This window comes from Thiomicrospira sp. (genome assembly GCF_036568485.1).
In the GTDB taxonomy this organism is placed as follows: domain Bacteria; phylum Pseudomonadota; class Gammaproteobacteria; order Thiomicrospirales; family Thiomicrospiraceae; genus Thiomicrospira.
The window spans coordinates 1-18,020 of record NZ_DATCSL010000119.1; the positions used below are offsets into that span (position 1 = coordinate 1).

Consider the following 18,020-nt stretch of genomic DNA (forward strand, 5'->3'; position numbering starts at 1 on the left):
GAAATTTTGCAACCACAACCTGCGCCGTGGCTGTATTGCGTGAGCAAAACGGTCATAAGATTATTTCTTAATTAAAAGCATCATTATGACAGCCCAACCCACGAAGCACCAGGCCTGGTGGTGGCGAACGCGACACTTAAATGCGTTATAGTGCAGACTTGGCTTGGACCAGTTGGCGAAACGCTTGCTCTAAGGTAGATTGAGGTGCGGCGATGTTCATACGCATAAAGCCCGAACCTGCTTCACCATAAGATTCGCCATCATTTAAACCTAATTTTGCTTCATGAATTAACCAGTTTTTAAGGGCTGGATGATCTGAAAAAAGCTCCCGAAAATCCAACCAAGCTAAATAGGACGCTTGCGGTCGAATCAGTTTAACTTGCGGAAAATGTTCCGCTAAAAATAACTGTAAATACTCAAGATTCGTTTGAAAATGCGTCATTAAATCGCGTTTCCAAGCGCGGCCTTCCGACGAATAAGCAGCTTCTAACGCGACCATTCCGAACAGGTTTAAATCTTCAATTTTGGCAGCCGCTAAGGTGTGGGAAAACGCCTCACGCAGCTTGGGATTAGCAATAATCGCATAGCCGATCTGCAAACCCGCTAAGTTAAAGGTTTTGCCAGGAGAGCTTAAGGTAATGGTTTGTTGCGCAATTTCATCCGAAATCGAAGCTAAAGGCGTGTGATGAAAACCTTCGTAAATTAGATCAGAATGGATTTCATCCGACACCATAATAACATGATGTTTAAGGCAGATCTCAGCCATTTGACGCAATTCACTACCAGACCACACTCGCCCAGCCGGATTGTGTGGATTGCACAATAAAAATAAACGCACCGATTGCTGCTGAATTTGGCGCTCAAACTCGACAAAGTCAATTTGATATTGATTCTGCACCAACACCAAAGGCGCGAGTGCCAGTTGTCGATCATTAAATGTGGCGGCTTTAAAAAACGGCGGATAAATTGGCGGTTGAATTAACACCTTATCACCAGGCCTGGTGAAGGCTTGTACCGCTAAAAACAAACCGTTGGCGACATTATGTGTCAGCCGAATCTGCTCGGCTTGGATCACATAGCCGTGTTGTACTTGCCAATCCACAATGGCCTGAAACATCGACGCTGGCATAGTGCTATATCCCAGAATCGGGTGATTTAAGCGTTGTTTGAGGGCATCGATAATAAACGGCGGTGTCGGCAAATCCATATCCGCCACCCACATTGGCAAAACATCTTCACGCCCAAAAACGGTCGCACGTGCCTCATATTTTTCAGCCTGCGTGCCTAAGCGAGAAATCGGCTGATTAAAATTAATCGTCATGACATTTTTTTCCAGATCGTCACTTCCGCCAAGGTATGCTGGTATTTACGCGCGGTTTCACGAATCACAAATGCCATATCAAACGGCTCGCGCACGCGCGTAAAATCCGCATCTAAAAGACGGTGTAACCCTTCTAAGGTCGTGACATTTTCGCCCGATTGACTATCTTTATAACCACCCAACCAGTTGGCTTTGACTGTCGCTTGCTCTGACCAGGAATAAGGCGATGTAATGAGTAATAGCCCGCCTGGGTTTAGGCGCGCAGCGACCTCTGTTAAAAACTTAGCAGGATCATACAAACGGTCAATCAGGTTGGCCGCTACGATCATATCGTAGCCTTTAAAATGCGGCTTCATATTGCTGGCGTCTTGTTGTAAAAATTCACACTTAGTGGCAGAAGCTTGCAAACCTAAGTCAGCCAGTTTGCGCTCTTTAAAATCCATAATCTCGCCTTCAATTGGCAAGGTATAGAGCACCGATCCCGTCTGCTTTAATTGGTTGGCAACATGAATAAATCGCGCTGAAAAGTCGAGCCCGGTGACGTGATCAAAATATTTAGCGAGCTCAAAGCTGGCGCGGCCGACCGAACAGCCGACCTCCAACACACTAAGTGACAAACGCTTGGCTAAATCGATATCCGACTGGGCTAATTCAATCGCTAAATCGGCATAAGATTTAGCAAAGTTGGCAACACCAAAGGTTTCGTCGCCATAATGAAACTCACAATACTGCGAAACCAAGCTGTCGGTTTCGTAGGTCGAAAATTCGGTTTGCACCGGCGCATCCGATTCAATATAGCGAAAACCCGCGTGTTGGAAAAAATGACGACGAAAGGCATACCGAGATGATCCGTTAATTTCATTACCGGTCGAAATCCAACTACCCCCTTTAAATAAGTTATGTTGGTTATCAAAAGTAGGGGTGGTAAAGTCGTCATACAGCGGATGCACTTTAAAGCCTTCGTAAGGATACATCGGCGTCATGGTCCATTGCCAAACATTGCCGATCACATCATAAAAGCCATTCATTTCACATTGATTAACCGGCACCGATGAGGCAAATTTTTGTAGGTTTAAATTTGCTTGATCTTGTTTATCTTGCGCCTGACTATGGTCACGCAAACGCAAATATTCGTCTTCACTTGGTAAGCGAATTGGCCGCCCGGTTTGACTGGCTTTCCAGTTACAAAACGCGGCGGCTTCTAAATAGTTGACTTCAACTGGCCAACTCCACGGCATTGGAATTTCTTCGGTCATGCAGCGCAAGTACCAGGCCTGGTGGTCGCCTTCCGTGCGATTGACCCAAAAGCTAGGATGCTTTAATGGGCTGAATTGACGCCAGCGATTACCTTCATCATCCCAAAACTCAGCACGTTCGTAGCCATCATCTTCAACAAAAGCTAAAAACTCTCGGTTTGATACTAAATATTGACTCGCCTGAAACGCCGCTACTTCGGCATGATGATGACCATACTCGTTATCCCAGCCATAAAGCGGCGCCGGATCCTGATGTGCGATTTCGACTTTACCGGCCGGCACACTTATCAAAGGATTCAACTCGGGGGCTTCACCCTGATCTGGACAGATCGGAAACAAGTCAGAAGCTTGCACCTGGTCTAAATCCAACTGGCGAATCAATACCGATGAGGTTTCCAAGTGAATACGTTCATGCTCTATGCCCATCATGATTGGCCACATTGGGCTTTGCCAATCAATCGGCAAACTAAATTCGACTCGATCAATTAGATCATTCACCGCTTCACGTACTTGATTACGATAAGCGCGAACCTCGCCCACGCTAGGCCAGTCATAGTGTGCATCGTTCAAATCATCCCATGACATCTCATCCACACCAATCGCACACATTGACTCAATTTTGGGATTAATGCGCTCCGGCAAGAGTTTCGCTAACACCAGTTTGTTAGTAAAAAAGGTGGCGGTATGACCAAAATAAAAAATCAACGGATGGCGTAACGAACAAGGCCGCGCGTAAAACGCATCCTCGGTTTTTAACGTATCAAACAAAGACTCATAGCTGTCGCAGGTCAGGTTAAAATAACGTTTAATTTCAGCGCGCTTGGCCGCCACTTCACCGCGATCCAAATACACTGGCTGCGCAATTAAATCCGCGCGACTTAACCCCGTCCCCATAATCCACTCCAAATTTGTATAACTAATGTTTAAATATAATACATGATCTATACAAAAACATCATGGCGATATAAGCAAATAGTACAAATGTTTATTAAATCGTACTATAGGCATGACACGCCAAGCTACCGTACATCCAGCCTTGATACAGTGTTTCTGTCGCCAAATCCTCGGTTAAACCAGCAAACACCAAAAACGGTAGATAATGATCCAATGTCGGCACGGCCTGAGCACCAAATGGCAAACTCATTGGGTCTAATAAAGCGTCAATATCCTGATTTTTCAATGCGGTTTCAAACGCTTGCATAAATTGCTGTGCCCAATCTACTGCTTCGTCCTCCGCCATGCGCCAATGAATCTTGCGTAGATTATGGCTGATGCCACCGTTGGCAATAATCAATACACCTTGCTCTCGTAAAAATGCTAGTTTTTGCCCCAATTCATAATGCCATCGCGTACCTTTTTGCGGACAGATAGACAACTGAAAAACCGGAATCTCTGGTTTTGGCCAAGCTTCTCTTAGTGGCACCCAGCTGCCATGATCCAGTGGATAACTCGGGTCAGACTCCACCTGCAGACCCAGCGTCTGAAACTGCGCGAGTAAATCCTGCCCAACCTCTAGCCCTGAAGGCAGCGGCCAACGGATGTCATACAGCTCGGCCGGAAAACCAGAAAAATCATGCTGAATTATTGGCTCAGCGACCTGCCCGGAAAAACAGAGATTAGAGGTTTGCCAATGTGCCGAAATAGATAAAATGGCGCGCGGTTTCTGGGATGTTTGACTAGCTAATACGGCGGGCAAACTTTTCCAAAATCGCCGAGCCGCATTGTCCGACAGCAAGAAAGTTGGCGCACCGTGCCCGATAAACCAAGCCGGTAATTTTTTAGGACTCATCACAGCCTCCTTATTCAAGCAGAGTGGATTAAAACTTCAACACCAACATAAAGCTCAAAGCTGAAAAGTTATCGATTTGGGCACGATCTAATACCAAATCCGTGGCTAAATATTCATAACCCACGTCAACGCTTAGATAAGGGTTAAGCGAAAAATCCACACCAAGCTGATAACCGGCCGCGAATCCGCCATCTGAATCTCGCCCAATCGCATCCGAATAACGATATTGCGCATAACCTAAGCTGCCACCGATATAAGGACGCACATGTCGATGTAGATTAAAAATCACATCGTAACCCAGCCCGTTAAAATTGGCTGACTGTTTCAACCCTGATTCGTTTTCCCACATAAACAGGCCTTTATAATAAGCCCGATGTGTGGTTTCACCACGATAATCATAACGCCCAAACATTAAGCGCAAACCCGGCAAATCAAATGTTGCTCCCCGATTAGTTTCAAGTTGCATGTTTTGTGTGCCCAGCAACACAAAGTTTTGTGCGCTCGCTAAGCCAGACCAAGCCAAAAGTGTGAATAAACTCGCCAAAATTAAGCCGCGTTGCATGTCTGTGCTCCTAATAAACCCCACTTAATTAACTATTATGTCAAATCCACCCCGCCGTAACGACAAAACTTTCGCCTATAAAAAAGGCGCAAAACTGCGCCTTAATTTAACTTAACGGATTTAAGCTAGGTATTGGATGACAAAAATGGATAGTCGGTATAGCCTTCCGCGCCGCCGCCATAAAAGGTAGATGGATCGGGTTTATTAAGTGGTGCATCCAAACGGAAACGTTCAACCAAGTCTGGATTTGCAATATAGGCTCGGCCGAATGCGATCGCATCCGCTATGCCTGACTTAATCGCCGCCTCTGCCGTATCAGCCGTGTAGTTACCACACCAAATTAAGCACCCTGAAAAGGCTTCACGTAACGACTGACGGAATGATTCGGTTAATGGCTCACCACCCGCCCAATCCGGCTCTGCAATATGCAGATAGGCAATAGCACGTTGCTTAAAAGCCTTAGCTAAATACAAAGCACTTTGTTCTGACTCCTGATCCGCTATGTCATGTGCCACAAAGTTTGGCGATAAGCGCACGCCCACTTTATCTGCGCCCACGACTTCAATCACCGCATCTAACACTTCTAAAATCAGACGCGCACGGTTTTCTATCGGGCCGCCATAAATATCGGTTCGCTGATTTGTATTGGTCGATAAAAACTGATGCAATAAATAACCATTTGCCGCATGCACTTCAAAAAAATCAAAGCCCGCACGTTTGCCACGAATCGCCGCCTGGCGATATTGATCGACAATACCCGGAATTTCCGATAAATCTAATGCTCTAGGTTTATCACAAGTCGCTTGCTCAGGGGTACCATCTGGGTGTATCACAAAACACTGGCTATTGGATGCTTGAATGGCCGATGGGGCAACCGGCGCCGCATTATTTTCTTGTAATAACGAATGAGATATCCGCCCGACATGCCAAAGTTGCAATGAGATATGACCGTTTTCAGCATGCACTGCATCGACCACTTTTTTCCAACCCGCTTCTTGCGCATCAGTATACAAACCCGGCGTTAGTGCATAACCCTGACCTTGACGAGACACTTGAGTAGCCTCAGTAACGATCAAACCGGCGGTTGCGCGCTGAGTGTAGTACTCAGCATTTAACGCTTGGGGTACATCACCTGGCTGCGCCGCGCGTGAGCGCGTTAAAGGCGCCATAACAACACGATTAGGTAACGTGACGTTGCCCATTTTTAAGCATGATAATAAATGCTGCATATCGTCTCCTTTTAAATTTGATTTATTGATTAGGTTTAAACTTCTGTGCTCTAATAATATACAAAAATTGTACACATGTGTTTCAAACATGATGATATAAGTAAATTAATTAAACTTAATTAGGTGCCACATGACTGATACAAACCATTCTCTCAACCTTGATTTAACTCAAAAAGTCATTATCGACACCAATCAAATGGCCTGGCAAGGCAGTCGAGCCGATGGCGTGGTGCGCAAACCTCTAGAGCGTGAACAAGCTGAATCGGGGCGAACCAGCAGTTTGGTAGAATTTATGCCCGGCGCCGCCTTTCCAGAACATAGCCATCCGCAAGGGGAAGAAATATTTGTGTTGGATGGCGTATTTTCAGATCAATATGGTGACTACCCGGCTGGCACTTATATTCGTAACCCACCTGGCTCAAAACATATCCCCCATTCAGATCCCGGTTGTTTACTGTTTGTTAAACTCGACCAGTTTGCGCCGGGTGATAACCAACGTCTGGTGATAGATACCAAAAGCCAACCTTGGTCACCGGGTATTGGCGGTTTAAAAGTCATGAGTTTGCACCATTTTTCGACCGAACATACTGCGTTGGTATTTTGGCCTGCAGGCGAACATTTCCAACCACACCGTCATTATGGCGGCGAAGAAATTTGGGTGATTGATGGCGAGTTTATTGATGAGCATGGCCGTTATCCAAAAGGCAGCTGGTTAAGAAGCCCGCATTTAAGTTCGCATAATCCTTATGTAGAGGTGGATACTTTGATTCTTGTAAAAACGGGCCACTTATAAATAACTGAGAATTAAGTCCTATTGCTAAGAGACTTGCATTTCCGAGTATTTTGCTTGGTTTTTTAAACATCTAGTGATAAATTTAAGGACAACCTAAATTTAACGATCTAAGAAGCACCATAATGAATCATGCTAATCTCGAGCAACAATTTATCCAGCTTCAAGAGGCGATGCGGCCTTTATTAGAGTTAATTAAAGAATTCACAAGCTTAGAAACTATTTTTGTTACTTATATTGACCCCGTTTTGTCTAACCAAAAGGTGATCGTATTACATACCGATGGCGCCTTAGCTTTAAAGGAAGGGGCCGAAGTGGATTGGTCGGATTCTATGTGTCGCTTGATTTTTAATGAAGAGCAAGTGGTTTCCGATCAAATTGACCAACTTTTTCCGTTGAGTACCGGCGCCGATCTGGGTATGAAAACCTTCTTTGCCTTACCCGTTAATTACAAGCAAAACCTAATCGGCAGTTTGTGCGGTGCCAGTACGCGCCGCCAATCACTTAGTGAAGACGATTTAAGTAAACTTAATTTAATAGCCAAAGCAATTTCCTACCAAATCGGTCAATGGCAACACCTGGTCAAGATGCAACAAAAACTTGAGCAGGCCGATCAGCAAACACAGAATTTAAAAAAACTCGCCGAAACCGACCCGCTCACCGAACTTTATAACCGACGAGGCTTTGCGCGTTGCTGGAAAGACTCACTTGATCAAACTGAAAAACGCCCACAAAATTCCGCTATTTTGGCCATAGACATCGATCAGTTTAAACAACTCAATGACCACTACGGTCACGATTTAGGAGACCAGGTGCTTTGCACTTTATCGGATTTGTTGCGCAGACTTATCCGAGAATCTGACTTTGCTAGCCGAGCGGGGGGCGATGAATTTATCTTGGTATTGCCCGATACTAATTTAAATGGCTGCCAAACCTTGGCAAACCGTCTTCAATCCGAGTTTTCGAACGCGCTTATTGATCAAACCGTTTTAACTGATCAAACCATTAAAACCGGTTTAAGTATCGGCATTGCCCACAGCCAAACTGGCCTACATGAAGATATGTTGTTATTAGCTGATAAGGCCCTCTATCAAGCCAAGGCACTGGCATCGAAGCATGTGGTTTGTTTAAGCTGGCCTAATCACGCAACCTAGCCGCCTAGCGATAGAAATGCCATCCTTTAAAATTGCAAGCCACCACCACCTTGGTTAAACTCAATAGTTTGCAATCATTAATGTAGCTGCTCGGTGCAACTTAGACTACAGACAACGCTTTAAGCCTTAGGATTCATTTATGCATTATCGACTTTACCCCCTAGACCCTCTCGCACCAGATACCGTTATGGCATGGGATTTTGTATCCGATCAAGTCATGGGCGGCCATTCGCAAGGTCAGGTCGTTCAACACCAAGAAAATGCAGCCTGGGTTACGTGTTTGCAGGGTCAAGTTAGCTTGGAAAATAACGGTGGCTTTATTCAGATGCAATTTGATTTATCAGGCATGCATGATTTAGCGAATTTTGATGGCATCTACCTGACTTGGCGTGGTGACGCACCCGCTGTTGCCGCTCACTTAAAGACAAACGAATTACGCCAACCTTGGCAATCCTATAAAAACACAGTGTTTCCAGCGGCTGAATGGCGCACAGACTATTGGCGTTTTGAACAGTTTGTGCCTTATCGTACCGGCATTCCCTTAAACTTAAAACAGCTAACGCGTTTTGGCCTCTTGGCCATTGGCCAAGCAGGTTCGGTCAACCTATGTGTTCGCGAGTTGGGTCTTTTCAATACTTAATCAACCGACCCTGCCGTTCGTTCTTCATATACGCTTTGAGCATTACGAAGATAAAGTTGGTTATACATAGGGCGATGGTGATAATTAGGCATATCCACCGCTTTTTCAAACTCCGACCCGCTTAAACCTTGGTTTATGGCTTGATCTACCGTGGTTTTAAGGTCCTCAAAATAGTCATAGGTCTGTGCGATTAATTCTGGCAAGGTGGTTGCGCCACCATGACCAGGAATCACCAGCATCTTATTCACATCTGGTGAATGTTTTTTAGCATAGTTCACCATGGCTTCAAACGAGGTCATCCATTCTGAATAGGAAGAATCATCTAGCAGGCCTGGTAGGCGCTCAACAAAACCCAAATCGCCGGTAAAAAGAATATTTTTTGACGGTATAAACGCACCGGTCATAGTGGGTGTATGACCGCCACCAAAGTTTATTAAATGAAATTCATCCCCCGTACCCGAATTAACAATCAACTTATCCTCAAACGTTAGATATTGTTCGCCAATATTTTGCGCCGCTTCGGCTAAAAATGGATTGTATTGATTCACCCGTCTGATCGCATTATCAAAACCTTTTTTGTGCCAAAAATCAGCGGCTTGTTTTTGTGAGTAAATATGTTTTACACCTTGAGCATGCCAATAACTGCCGCCAAGATTCGCATGAGATTGATAGTTTTCTGCCGCCAACCATTGAACGGGTTTATTCGTGTGTTTTTTCAAAGCTTGATGAAAACTGTAAGCCACCGCTGGGTTTGAACCGGTGTTATAAACAAAAACGCCCGAATCCAACTCAACAGCCGTGATGTTATTGTTTAAACCATGATTTTCCAGCGTGCCCCACATAAGCGCGCCTTTGACAAAAAACACTCCCTCAGATACAACCTGAATTGGCGGGATATTGAGCTTCTGACCGATATAACCCTGTTTTTTGAACAAGCGTTCATATTCACTGGCATACTGCTTTAAAGACTGACTCAGTGCGGCATCATCAATCTGTTGAGCATGCTGTTTAATCGGCTTAGACCAACTATCTTCGAACGAATTGGCGTTCATAACGAATGAAAGACCAATGCCCGCACTCAATAATGCAATAACTGATTTTTTATTTAAGGTCATGCTAGCTCCGTTTTAAATTAAAGACATGTTTTTACAATATCGCATTTTGTATCCAGAAAACATGCAAATAGTATGGTTACTTTTATCCTAACTAGCCTACCAAGCGCTATGCGTAACAAATGCTGGAAGCATTTTTACTCTTTAAAACGACCCCAATAATCCAGAATTTTTTGCTAAATTTGGTCTAGCCTAATCGCGCGCGATTTTCATCAATCTTTTTCAAATAGTATTTGACAGTCGGCAAGCCCCTATCTATAATACGCCGACTTAAAGAATGGCTGCATAGCTCAGTTGGTAGAGCGATTGAAAATCCATTTCCCTATAAATACCGCAACATACCTCACCTCATCAAAAACCACCTAAAATGCTTTAAATACTGGCTTAGACGCTAAAACCATGAGCCAATCATCCTAATTTAAAGCAATTATTTGTAAATTAACGACCAAAAATTAATAGCAAAATTTTGACATAAAGACCCACAAATAGGAAAATGAAATCTATTGAAAATAAGGATTTCAGGACAAAACTTAGTGGTAAATTTACGCAAACCTAAAGCCGCCCAATTGGCGATCTGGGATGAGCTAAAAAACTGTTATCCAAATTACAGTGACAAACTTGATCAGCTTAAAGACTTGATCATGGCTCCTGACAACGGCTTCCTATTAGTAGATATTCTTAGCCGCTTAATTGATCTTCGTCCTTTTTTAAGAATTGGGCTTCCAAACTACTCCGAATTCCAAAAGCACATCGAAACTGCTGAATGGATGCGCTCAACGATTCAAAAGCAGTACCCGTCAAACGACGATAACAATGCTCAGCTTTACTTCGAGGCGTACATGCCTATCGTTAGTGCTCATAACCACGTTTTATCGGAAGGTCTATCTGATGAGCAAATTGAAAGTTTCATAAATGGCAACTTGTGGCATGGATACAAAAAAAAGAACCATTCTTTATATAGTAGCCTTTTTTTTCCATATATCTCAGATGCGATACTGATTGAAGATGCTTCTCTTCAAAACGCTTTAAAATTTCTGAACTTTATCAAAGCACAAATTTTTATAGTTCTAACGAATAGCGCAGACGTCTTTGATGGGAACGAGAAATATATAAATCGTTACGAGCTTTCTAAAGCTCTTAAAAAATCAATCAACAAAAAATACTATCAACACTTCAACATTGCCGCCAAACTTGATCAGCTCAATACCCCTGAAATACTTAACGATGTGCTTAAACCTGAAGCATCAAAAGATGTCACCGATCTTGAAAATGAGTTATCTATAACCGTAAATAAAAGTAGTGATCCTGAACAACTTTCTCCTGAACAAGTTCAAGAGGCGGTTAAATTCATCAGATCCGTTTTCAAGGCTCCAGTGACACCTCTGTATAAGAGGAACAAAACAAGCAACGGCGCATCTGAGAAGTCAAAGTATGCAAAAGCTGTTGGCCTCGTAATTATGGGAAAGGATTCGAACTTAACGGAATACTTTCAGTATTCCAGTACCGATGTCGACGACTCAAGCACTCTAACCAAAAGCGTACGATTTTTACACAAAACAACTTCGGTGCCCTGGGGTTACTTTGAGTACGGCGATGATTTAGGCGAGGAGAATCAATCCGCTGAAATCGCTTGTCCCCAAATACCGCCATGTGAAGTGCAAAACCCGATCGCCAAAATCACCCTTGGAAAACGCGCAATTAACCACATCAATTTTTACAACCAAAATCTTAAATCTCGAATTCCGGCGAGCACCATTCAGCTTCTTATGAAAAAAATAGCTAGTTGTGCGGAAGACTGTGCAAACGGCAAACGTTATGAATACTCTAGTGAAACAAGGAATACCTTGCTCTCACTGCTTATGACACTACTAATCGGACGCCACTTAAAAAATATTTACCTCAAACAAACAACCCAAATTCCTATTACCTCAGTAGTTCTAGCTGAAGACTACAGAAGCATCATGCTCAGCTTTCCAAACTACAATCACCGAGCCTACCTTGCTGACCCAGCGCTTTATATGCCTACAACTGTATCTCAAATGAGACTCCAGCTCGATGAAGATATCCACTCCATTTTAAAAAATCTAGTTTTGTCATTATTAGAAGACTATGCCCAAGACAAAAAGGTCTTGTCACTTCCCGTTCAAAGCACGATAAATCAATATCTTAAGCATTTGAATACAAATAACACCTTCAAAGAATTACTGTCTGATGTGCAACGTGATTACAGTTTTTTAGTGTCGGGGGATGCTTGGCTAATGTCGATCTTCACTGCTACCGAACAAGGTTTACAGAGCACTCAAAAACATTATGCATCTGCACCTATAAGAAAAGTTCAACGTGTTTTTGAAATCCATTGTAGTCGGTATCTTCACATCCCAGTAAAGCAATACCTTGGCTATCATCGAAAACCCGAACGAATTGGCTCACCTTTTTTTGTATCTGCAGAGGCTTTTAGCTCAATTACAAACCTATTAAGAAGCACTTTTCATCGCTTAACTATAGAACCAATAAATTTTAGAACCATGCCAGTAGATGAATTATGCATGAGGTTTAATGCCCTTAGTATTTACATGGATCTTTTTGTCGCCTTTTCTTGTGCTATGAGAAATGTGACCGATCCAATGATTGAACTCTCTGACATAAGCTTGCAAGGCCTGTGTCGGGTCAATGACAAAAACCTTTTTGATGGCTTTAATACTCGCATAGTCTATGTACCACCTGATTTACAACAAAGTCTCACAGGCTACTACTACATTAGACGGAAACTACTCACGCATTTCACAAAAAACAAATTGTTGAGTCAGAAGAATAGAGGCATCGCTTCAAGCAACCAACTTTTTTACTTAACCAGTACTGCTGCAAATAATATTAAAATTCACGCGTATACTCGTGTAAAAGCACGCGATACTTTTTCTGCTCAATTTCAAGATTTCCATACATTAATCAGTAGCGAAGACTCATTCACACTTGAATTGCTTAAGCAGCTAAAAACTAATTTAAATCGTCACTATCTTAGAGGACGACTATATGAAAAAAACGTACCCGGCTACTTTATAGATGCTTACCTCGGTCACTGGATAAAAGGCACCCAACCCTGGGGTCAGACAAGTATTTTTAACCAACAGGCCTACTATAAAATTATGCGCCAACACATACCTACAATATTAGAAGAACTCGAATTTAGAGCCTTGATGATAGGTAAGCACTAATGAGTATTTTCAAACAACGAACTTTACTCAATACCAACCAGTTCAAAACAAAAAGGCAAGGTTCAAAAACCACGATGGCCTTACTAAAAAAAAGACTGGAACAACTGCCCCCAACTAAAAACTTATTATCCTATAAAAAGCAATCTACTCTTGAGTCTTACCTCCTTGGTCAAAAAGCCATCAAAGTTCAAAATCGCTACTTAAACCTATTTCATCATAGCCTGTTGGAGTTTTGGTCTGGGGACTGGAATGAAGGCCTTTTAATAAACCCTATTGCCCTCAAAACCTTGAAGAACTTCATTGATGAACAGCTTAAACAGAACATACGATTCTTTAATGCCTTATTATCAGCAAATCAGTCAGATATTGAGCAAAATCCAGATACAAAAGACCATATAGGGCTAACCACTCTAACGCAAACCTCCGCTGTGGCTCTCATGTATAACGCATGGCTTCATGTATGTGCTGGAGTTGATCATAGAGTGGCGCCATTTGAAGAAAATCTAGAGTTCACGGATAAGTCTAACTTCTATAAATCGCGCCTTGATGTTTCAGCCTTCACAAATGAAATTTTTAATCAGCAGATCAATGCTCCCCATATCTTGCCAAACAAAAGCTTAGAAGAACAAAATGCCCTGCGTAATAAAATACAGGATCAACTAAAGGCAGAGTTTTGTACTGCGCTTGGGTCAACCCTTGTAAAATTTGCCCTCGACCATTACAAGCTCTCATATCAAGAAGCTGAAGAGTTCATCACCGCTGCAAACCTCCTGATTAATTTTGGAAATGTACAAGGTATATGGGATCTATGTCTTATCAACACATTGGTAATCCCATTTCAAGAAACCAACCCCTTTGCTAATGAAAACGAATGGCAGCGCGCACTTAGAACTGAAAAAGCGCTTCTCCACATTGATAAGTCATACAAGACTTGGAAAGACGATCTCCACTTTATCGAAGTAATGGTAAATGTTAGCTTAATGAGGGACAGTCTTGTGCTTAACGAGGCTACATTTATTCGTGTTTTAGAACACCTCAACACCCCCGAACTTCTTGAAAGACTTGGCGAGCAGATCATAGTCAGGATTGAATTACCTAATCAATTTGCACAAGAAGTTTTGATTTCACCTTTAACGGAATTTTATCTGCGCCAATACTACCGTCTATGTTCTCAGCAAAAACGACCATACCATTTAAAAATGGTATTTAGTTCAGACGTTTTTTATAAAAAATTAGGCATTTCTAAAAACACGCTAAAGCTCGAAGGCTTTAAAAGCTGGAAACACAGCATAAAAAACTATCTTTTATTACAAGGCCATTTTTTTGGCTTAATAGGTGCCTTGGCATTTAAGGACTTAAAATCCCACCCTCTCATCAACTCGGCTCGACAAAGAGTTCTGCGACTTAAGCTTCATGTTCAAGATGAAGCCGAGCTTTCTGGTTTTTCAGAGCAGAACCTAGCAGGACATAAAAGACGCCCCCGCTCCGTAATCTGGCAAAAACTGCGTAATTATCTTAATGTCCATCATATCCCGGCTGAGCGCGAATATGCGATAAGAAAAGGAATACAGTTAAAAATCACGCGATTGATCCAAAACCCACAAGCGACACCCACTGAAAAGTTAATTGCTCAATATGCTAAAGAAAAAGTTGATAAAACCGTCTATGGTCATGCTCTATCGCCCTCTCAAACACTAGTGCATATTGATGCTTTTGGGCTGGCGCTGATCATTGAATTGGGCACTTCAGACTTATCTAATACGAACAGTGAGACACGCCAGGCGTTTTACCTACAAGCTCTTGAGCAAGAAGATATTAAGAAAGAGCGCTTTCTCTACTACCTAAAGTTTTTTGAAGACTGGTTCGTAAACGTCAAAAAGGCCTCTCCCATACCCGACTACGAAGAATTATTTGGCGACGTTAAACGTCCGGCTTTTAAGGTGGACGCCAATATTCTGACGTTTGAAGAATACAATGAAGCTTTGAATCTGATGATCAAAAGCTATGAAAAAGAAACGGAAACTCGCTTTGCAATTCCATACAGACAAAGTGCCATACTGCTGATACTTGGATTTAGACTTGACTTAAGACGCGGGGAATCGCTTCACCTTCTCTCAAAAAATTGGGTTTTTGATCCAGAGCAACCCAACTTATTTATTAAGCCTCATAAAGATCGAAAGCTTAAAACGGTGAACGCAGAACGTCTTTTTCATATTGAAGAGCATTTGGATCCGAGCGAGCAACATTTTATCGAGCAGTATTTACAGGATATGCAAATTAAGTATGAGGGCGCGGCACGCTATTTCTTTGTAGACGAATTTGCAAAACCACAAGCTCCTGAAAGGCTGACAAAACCGTTAATGCACATATTGCATGCCGTTACTAATGATAAGAATTTTAAATATCATAATTTGCGGCATTCAAAAGCTACTTGGGAAATGCTAGCGATTCTCAACGCTCAATTTGATCTACATATTGAGGAATTGTACTTTAGCCACTTACCCCAAACAGCTGCTTTTTTAAAAAGCGCCAAGACACGTTGGGAAAAAATGGTGCACACACCGGAAAGTTTGCACAAAGCTCCCCACCTTTTGAAAAAAGTAATGGGGCATGGCTCAATAAGCACAACGCTACTAAACTATATCCACTTAACCGATATCGTTATAGGCGCTATACAAATGAAAATAGCTCAACAAACTATGACTACAGCCTGGGGTATTGAAAATAGTGTGGCCAATAAAAATACGCTTTATAAGCGATTAAAAAAAACAGGCCTGCCTCCTCACCGCATACTCCTCGAGTCAGTCATGCCCTGGCCAGAATCTAAAACAAATAAACCAGAGCTGCCATCCGTATCAAAGAAAAACCAGCACCTTAATCAAGTATCGCAGACAAACCAAAAAAGCCTAATAGAATTTTCATCATTAACTCCTCTAGAGGAACTGCGAAAATTAAAACCTTTTAGGCTTTTCGAACTTTCATTTGAAGATTTAAATCCAGAAGAAAAACAACATGCTCTATCCTTGCTAGACTTTAAGCCTGAAAGAATCGATGAACACTTCAAACAGTACCCCAAATATAGACTGAAGCCACTCTTACATAAAAATCAACAGATGAGATTATTAAATGGCATTCAGAAGCTACCAAAACATTGGCTCGAAGGCATAATCAATGGGCATTTTTTTGACAGTGATACCTTTGAACATCCAAGACATTTAATAACCCACTTTGTTGGTCGAATCACAACTAAGCTCGAAAAAACAACAAGCACCATTCTTCCCAGAGTTAAAGAGTTTGATCTGATTTGTCATCACTTCAATGAAGCACCTGACATCTTAAAGCTTTGCGCGAAGCTAAATATTCCATTAAGTTTTAAATTTCAGCCCCCAAAATCTAATCATGTGACGATAGAGGACTGGCGGAATAAATTAGGCTTAACAAAAAAAATGCTTAATGATCAGTGCGTTCTAAGCAGTCGAGTTTTGAACCCAAACGGAAGGCTGATCATTAAGCTTGAGAACAGCAATAAAACCCGTTCCAAGGCATCTGAAAATTACTTTTTGCTTATGATGATCGATAGCTATATGAGATTTCGCAACCAACCACTTTAATAAAAATGCCTGTATAAAATATATACTCTTTATATTCCCAGTTAAACCTTTAACATTAAGTATTTTTGACGGCGCATCTGAATGCTCAAGCACCATCAGCCCTTATGGTTACTGAGTTTGCGGGGTGTTAAAAATCACTGCTTCTGTAAATAGTTCGGGATTGTACGCCACCAATGGTTGCCACGGCGCATATGAATGGTAAAGTGCCACCAGCCCTTATGGCTACTGGGTTTTCGGGGTGTTAAAAGTCACTGCTTTTGTAAATAGTTCGGGATCGTACGCCACCAATCAGTGAAATGATTGGAGCCATAACAGCAATTATTGGGAATCGGTAGCGAGTGTTCTTGGTTAAATTTAGGGTAAAAATTTAGAAAACGCTCGTAACATATTGTTTATTAATGTCTTTTTAACTGCTTCTGTAAATACTATTTAATTTTATTTTGGTGTATTTATATGTTTTTTGAGCTTGAATTACGCATATTTCCTTGTGAGTACATGCTTATAAGGTTAAAAACCACTGCTATTATAAATACTTCCGCATCGTACTCCACCAATGGTTGCCACGGCGCATCTAAATACTTTGACGGCACATCTGAATGGTCAAGTGCCGCCAACCCTTATAGCGATTGGGTTTAGAGGGTGTTAAAAATCACTTCTTTTGTGAATAGTTCGGGGGTCGTACGTTTCAAACCAGTGAAATGATTGGAGCCATAGCAGCAATTATTGGGAATCGGTAGCGAGTGTTCTCGGTTAAATTTAGGGCAAAAATTTAGAAAAAGATCGTAAAATACTGTTTATTAATGGGTTTTTAACTGCTTCTGTAAATACTATTTAATTTTATTTTGGTGTATTTATATATTTTTTGAGCTTGAATCACGCATATTTCCTTGTGAATGCATACTTGTAAGGTTACAAATAACTGCTTTTATAAATACTTCCGCATCGTACGCCATTAATAGTCGGCACGGCGCATCTGAATGGTCAAGTGCCACCAGCCCTATGGTTACTGGGCTTGCGGGGTGTTAAAAATCACTGCTTTTGTAAATAGTTCGGGATCGTACAGCACCAATAGTCATTACGGCGCATCTGAATGGTCAAGTGCCACCAGCCCTTATGATTACTGGGTTTAGATGGTGTTCAAAATCACTGCTTTTGTAAATAGTTGGGGTTTGTAGATACCATGTCTCAATCTAACATTCAAATAATGAACTGGTCTAATAGAAACGGACACTTCAATGAGAGACAATAGATGTTGTCGAATCTAGGAGTGGTTATGAGTCAGAAGCGAGTTTATAAAACTTACACCAAAGAATTTAAACAAGAAGCGGTCGCGCTTGTCACTGA

The 18,020-nt window shown here is 42.1% G+C and carries 11 protein-coding genes; 5 read left to right on the forward strand and 6 right to left on the reverse strand.

Annotated elements, in window-relative coordinates:
* Positions 1-145: 145 nt before the first annotated feature.
* The 5 genes from VIM91_RS11005 to VIM91_RS11025 all read right to left on the reverse strand — a co-directional run bounded on the left by VIM91_RS11005 (position 146) and on the right by VIM91_RS11025 (position 6,157).
* Positions 146-1,321, reverse strand: coding sequence for a PatB family C-S lyase (locus VIM91_RS11005; RefSeq protein ID WP_331864861.1), 1,176 nt, complete (start codon positions 1,319-1,321; stop codon positions 146-148).
* Positions 1,318-3,471: a 5-histidylcysteine sulfoxide synthase gene (gene ovoA, locus VIM91_RS11010; RefSeq protein ID WP_331864862.1), complete on the reverse strand. Its 2,154-nt coding sequence runs from the start codon at positions 3,469-3,471 to the stop codon at positions 1,318-1,320. The genes VIM91_RS11005 and ovoA overlap by 4 nt, the downstream gene beginning before the upstream one ends.
* 94 nt (positions 3,472-3,565) lie before the next feature.
* Positions 3,566-4,366 (reverse strand): class III extradiol ring-cleavage dioxygenase, encoded by an 801-nt coding sequence (locus VIM91_RS11015; RefSeq protein WP_331864863.1) that lies wholly within the window; start codon positions 4,364-4,366, stop codon positions 3,566-3,568.
* 28 nt (positions 4,367-4,394) lie between these two features.
* Entirely contained in the window at positions 4,395-4,928 is a 534-nt protein-coding gene (locus VIM91_RS11020) for an outer membrane protein (protein WP_331864864.1), read from the reverse strand.
* A gap of 125 nt (positions 4,929-5,053) precedes the next feature.
* Positions 5,054-6,157 (reverse strand): alkene reductase, encoded by a 1,104-nt coding sequence (locus VIM91_RS11025; RefSeq protein ID WP_331864865.1) that lies wholly within the window; start codon positions 6,155-6,157, stop codon positions 5,054-5,056.
* A 130-nt stretch (positions 6,158-6,287) separates the two neighbouring features.
* On the opposite strand from VIM91_RS11025, the gene VIM91_RS11030 reads away from it, so the two are divergent.
* From VIM91_RS11030 to VIM91_RS11040, 3 genes are all read left to right on the forward strand, one after another.
* On the forward strand, positions 6,288-6,950 hold the full coding sequence (locus tag VIM91_RS11030) for a cupin domain-containing protein (RefSeq protein ID WP_331864866.1): 663 nt from the start codon (positions 6,288-6,290) through the stop codon (positions 6,948-6,950).
* A 122-nt stretch (positions 6,951-7,072) separates the two neighbouring features.
* Positions 7,073-8,101 carry a sensor domain-containing diguanylate cyclase gene (locus VIM91_RS11035; protein WP_331864867.1) on the forward strand — a complete coding sequence of 343 codons (1,029 nt, stop codon included), beginning with the start codon at positions 7,073-7,075 and terminating at the stop codon, positions 8,099-8,101.
* 139 nt (positions 8,102-8,240) lie between these two features.
* Positions 8,241-8,741: a CIA30 family protein gene (locus VIM91_RS11040; protein WP_331864868.1), complete on the forward strand. Its 501-nt coding sequence runs from the start codon at positions 8,241-8,243 to the stop codon at positions 8,739-8,741.
* Here the strand turns inward: VIM91_RS11040 and VIM91_RS11045 are convergent.
* Complete coding sequence (locus VIM91_RS11045) at positions 8,738-9,856, reverse strand: MBL fold metallo-hydrolase (RefSeq protein ID WP_331864869.1); 1,119 nt, start codon at positions 9,854-9,856, stop codon at positions 8,738-8,740. The genes VIM91_RS11040 and VIM91_RS11045 overlap by 4 nt on opposite strands.
* 500 nt (positions 9,857-10,356) lie before the next feature.
* Here VIM91_RS11045 and VIM91_RS11050 point away from each other — a divergent pair, with 500 nt between their 5' ends.
* Positions 10,357-13,065 (forward strand): hypothetical protein, encoded by a 2,709-nt coding sequence (locus VIM91_RS11050; protein WP_331864870.1) that lies wholly within the window; start codon positions 10,357-10,359, stop codon positions 13,063-13,065.
* Positions 13,065-16,676 (forward strand): hypothetical protein, encoded by a 3,612-nt coding sequence (locus VIM91_RS11055; protein ID WP_331864871.1) that lies wholly within the window; start codon positions 13,065-13,067, stop codon positions 16,674-16,676. Before VIM91_RS11050 ends, VIM91_RS11055 begins: the two co-directional genes overlap by 1 nt.
* Positions 16,677-18,020 lie beyond the last annotated feature (1,344 nt).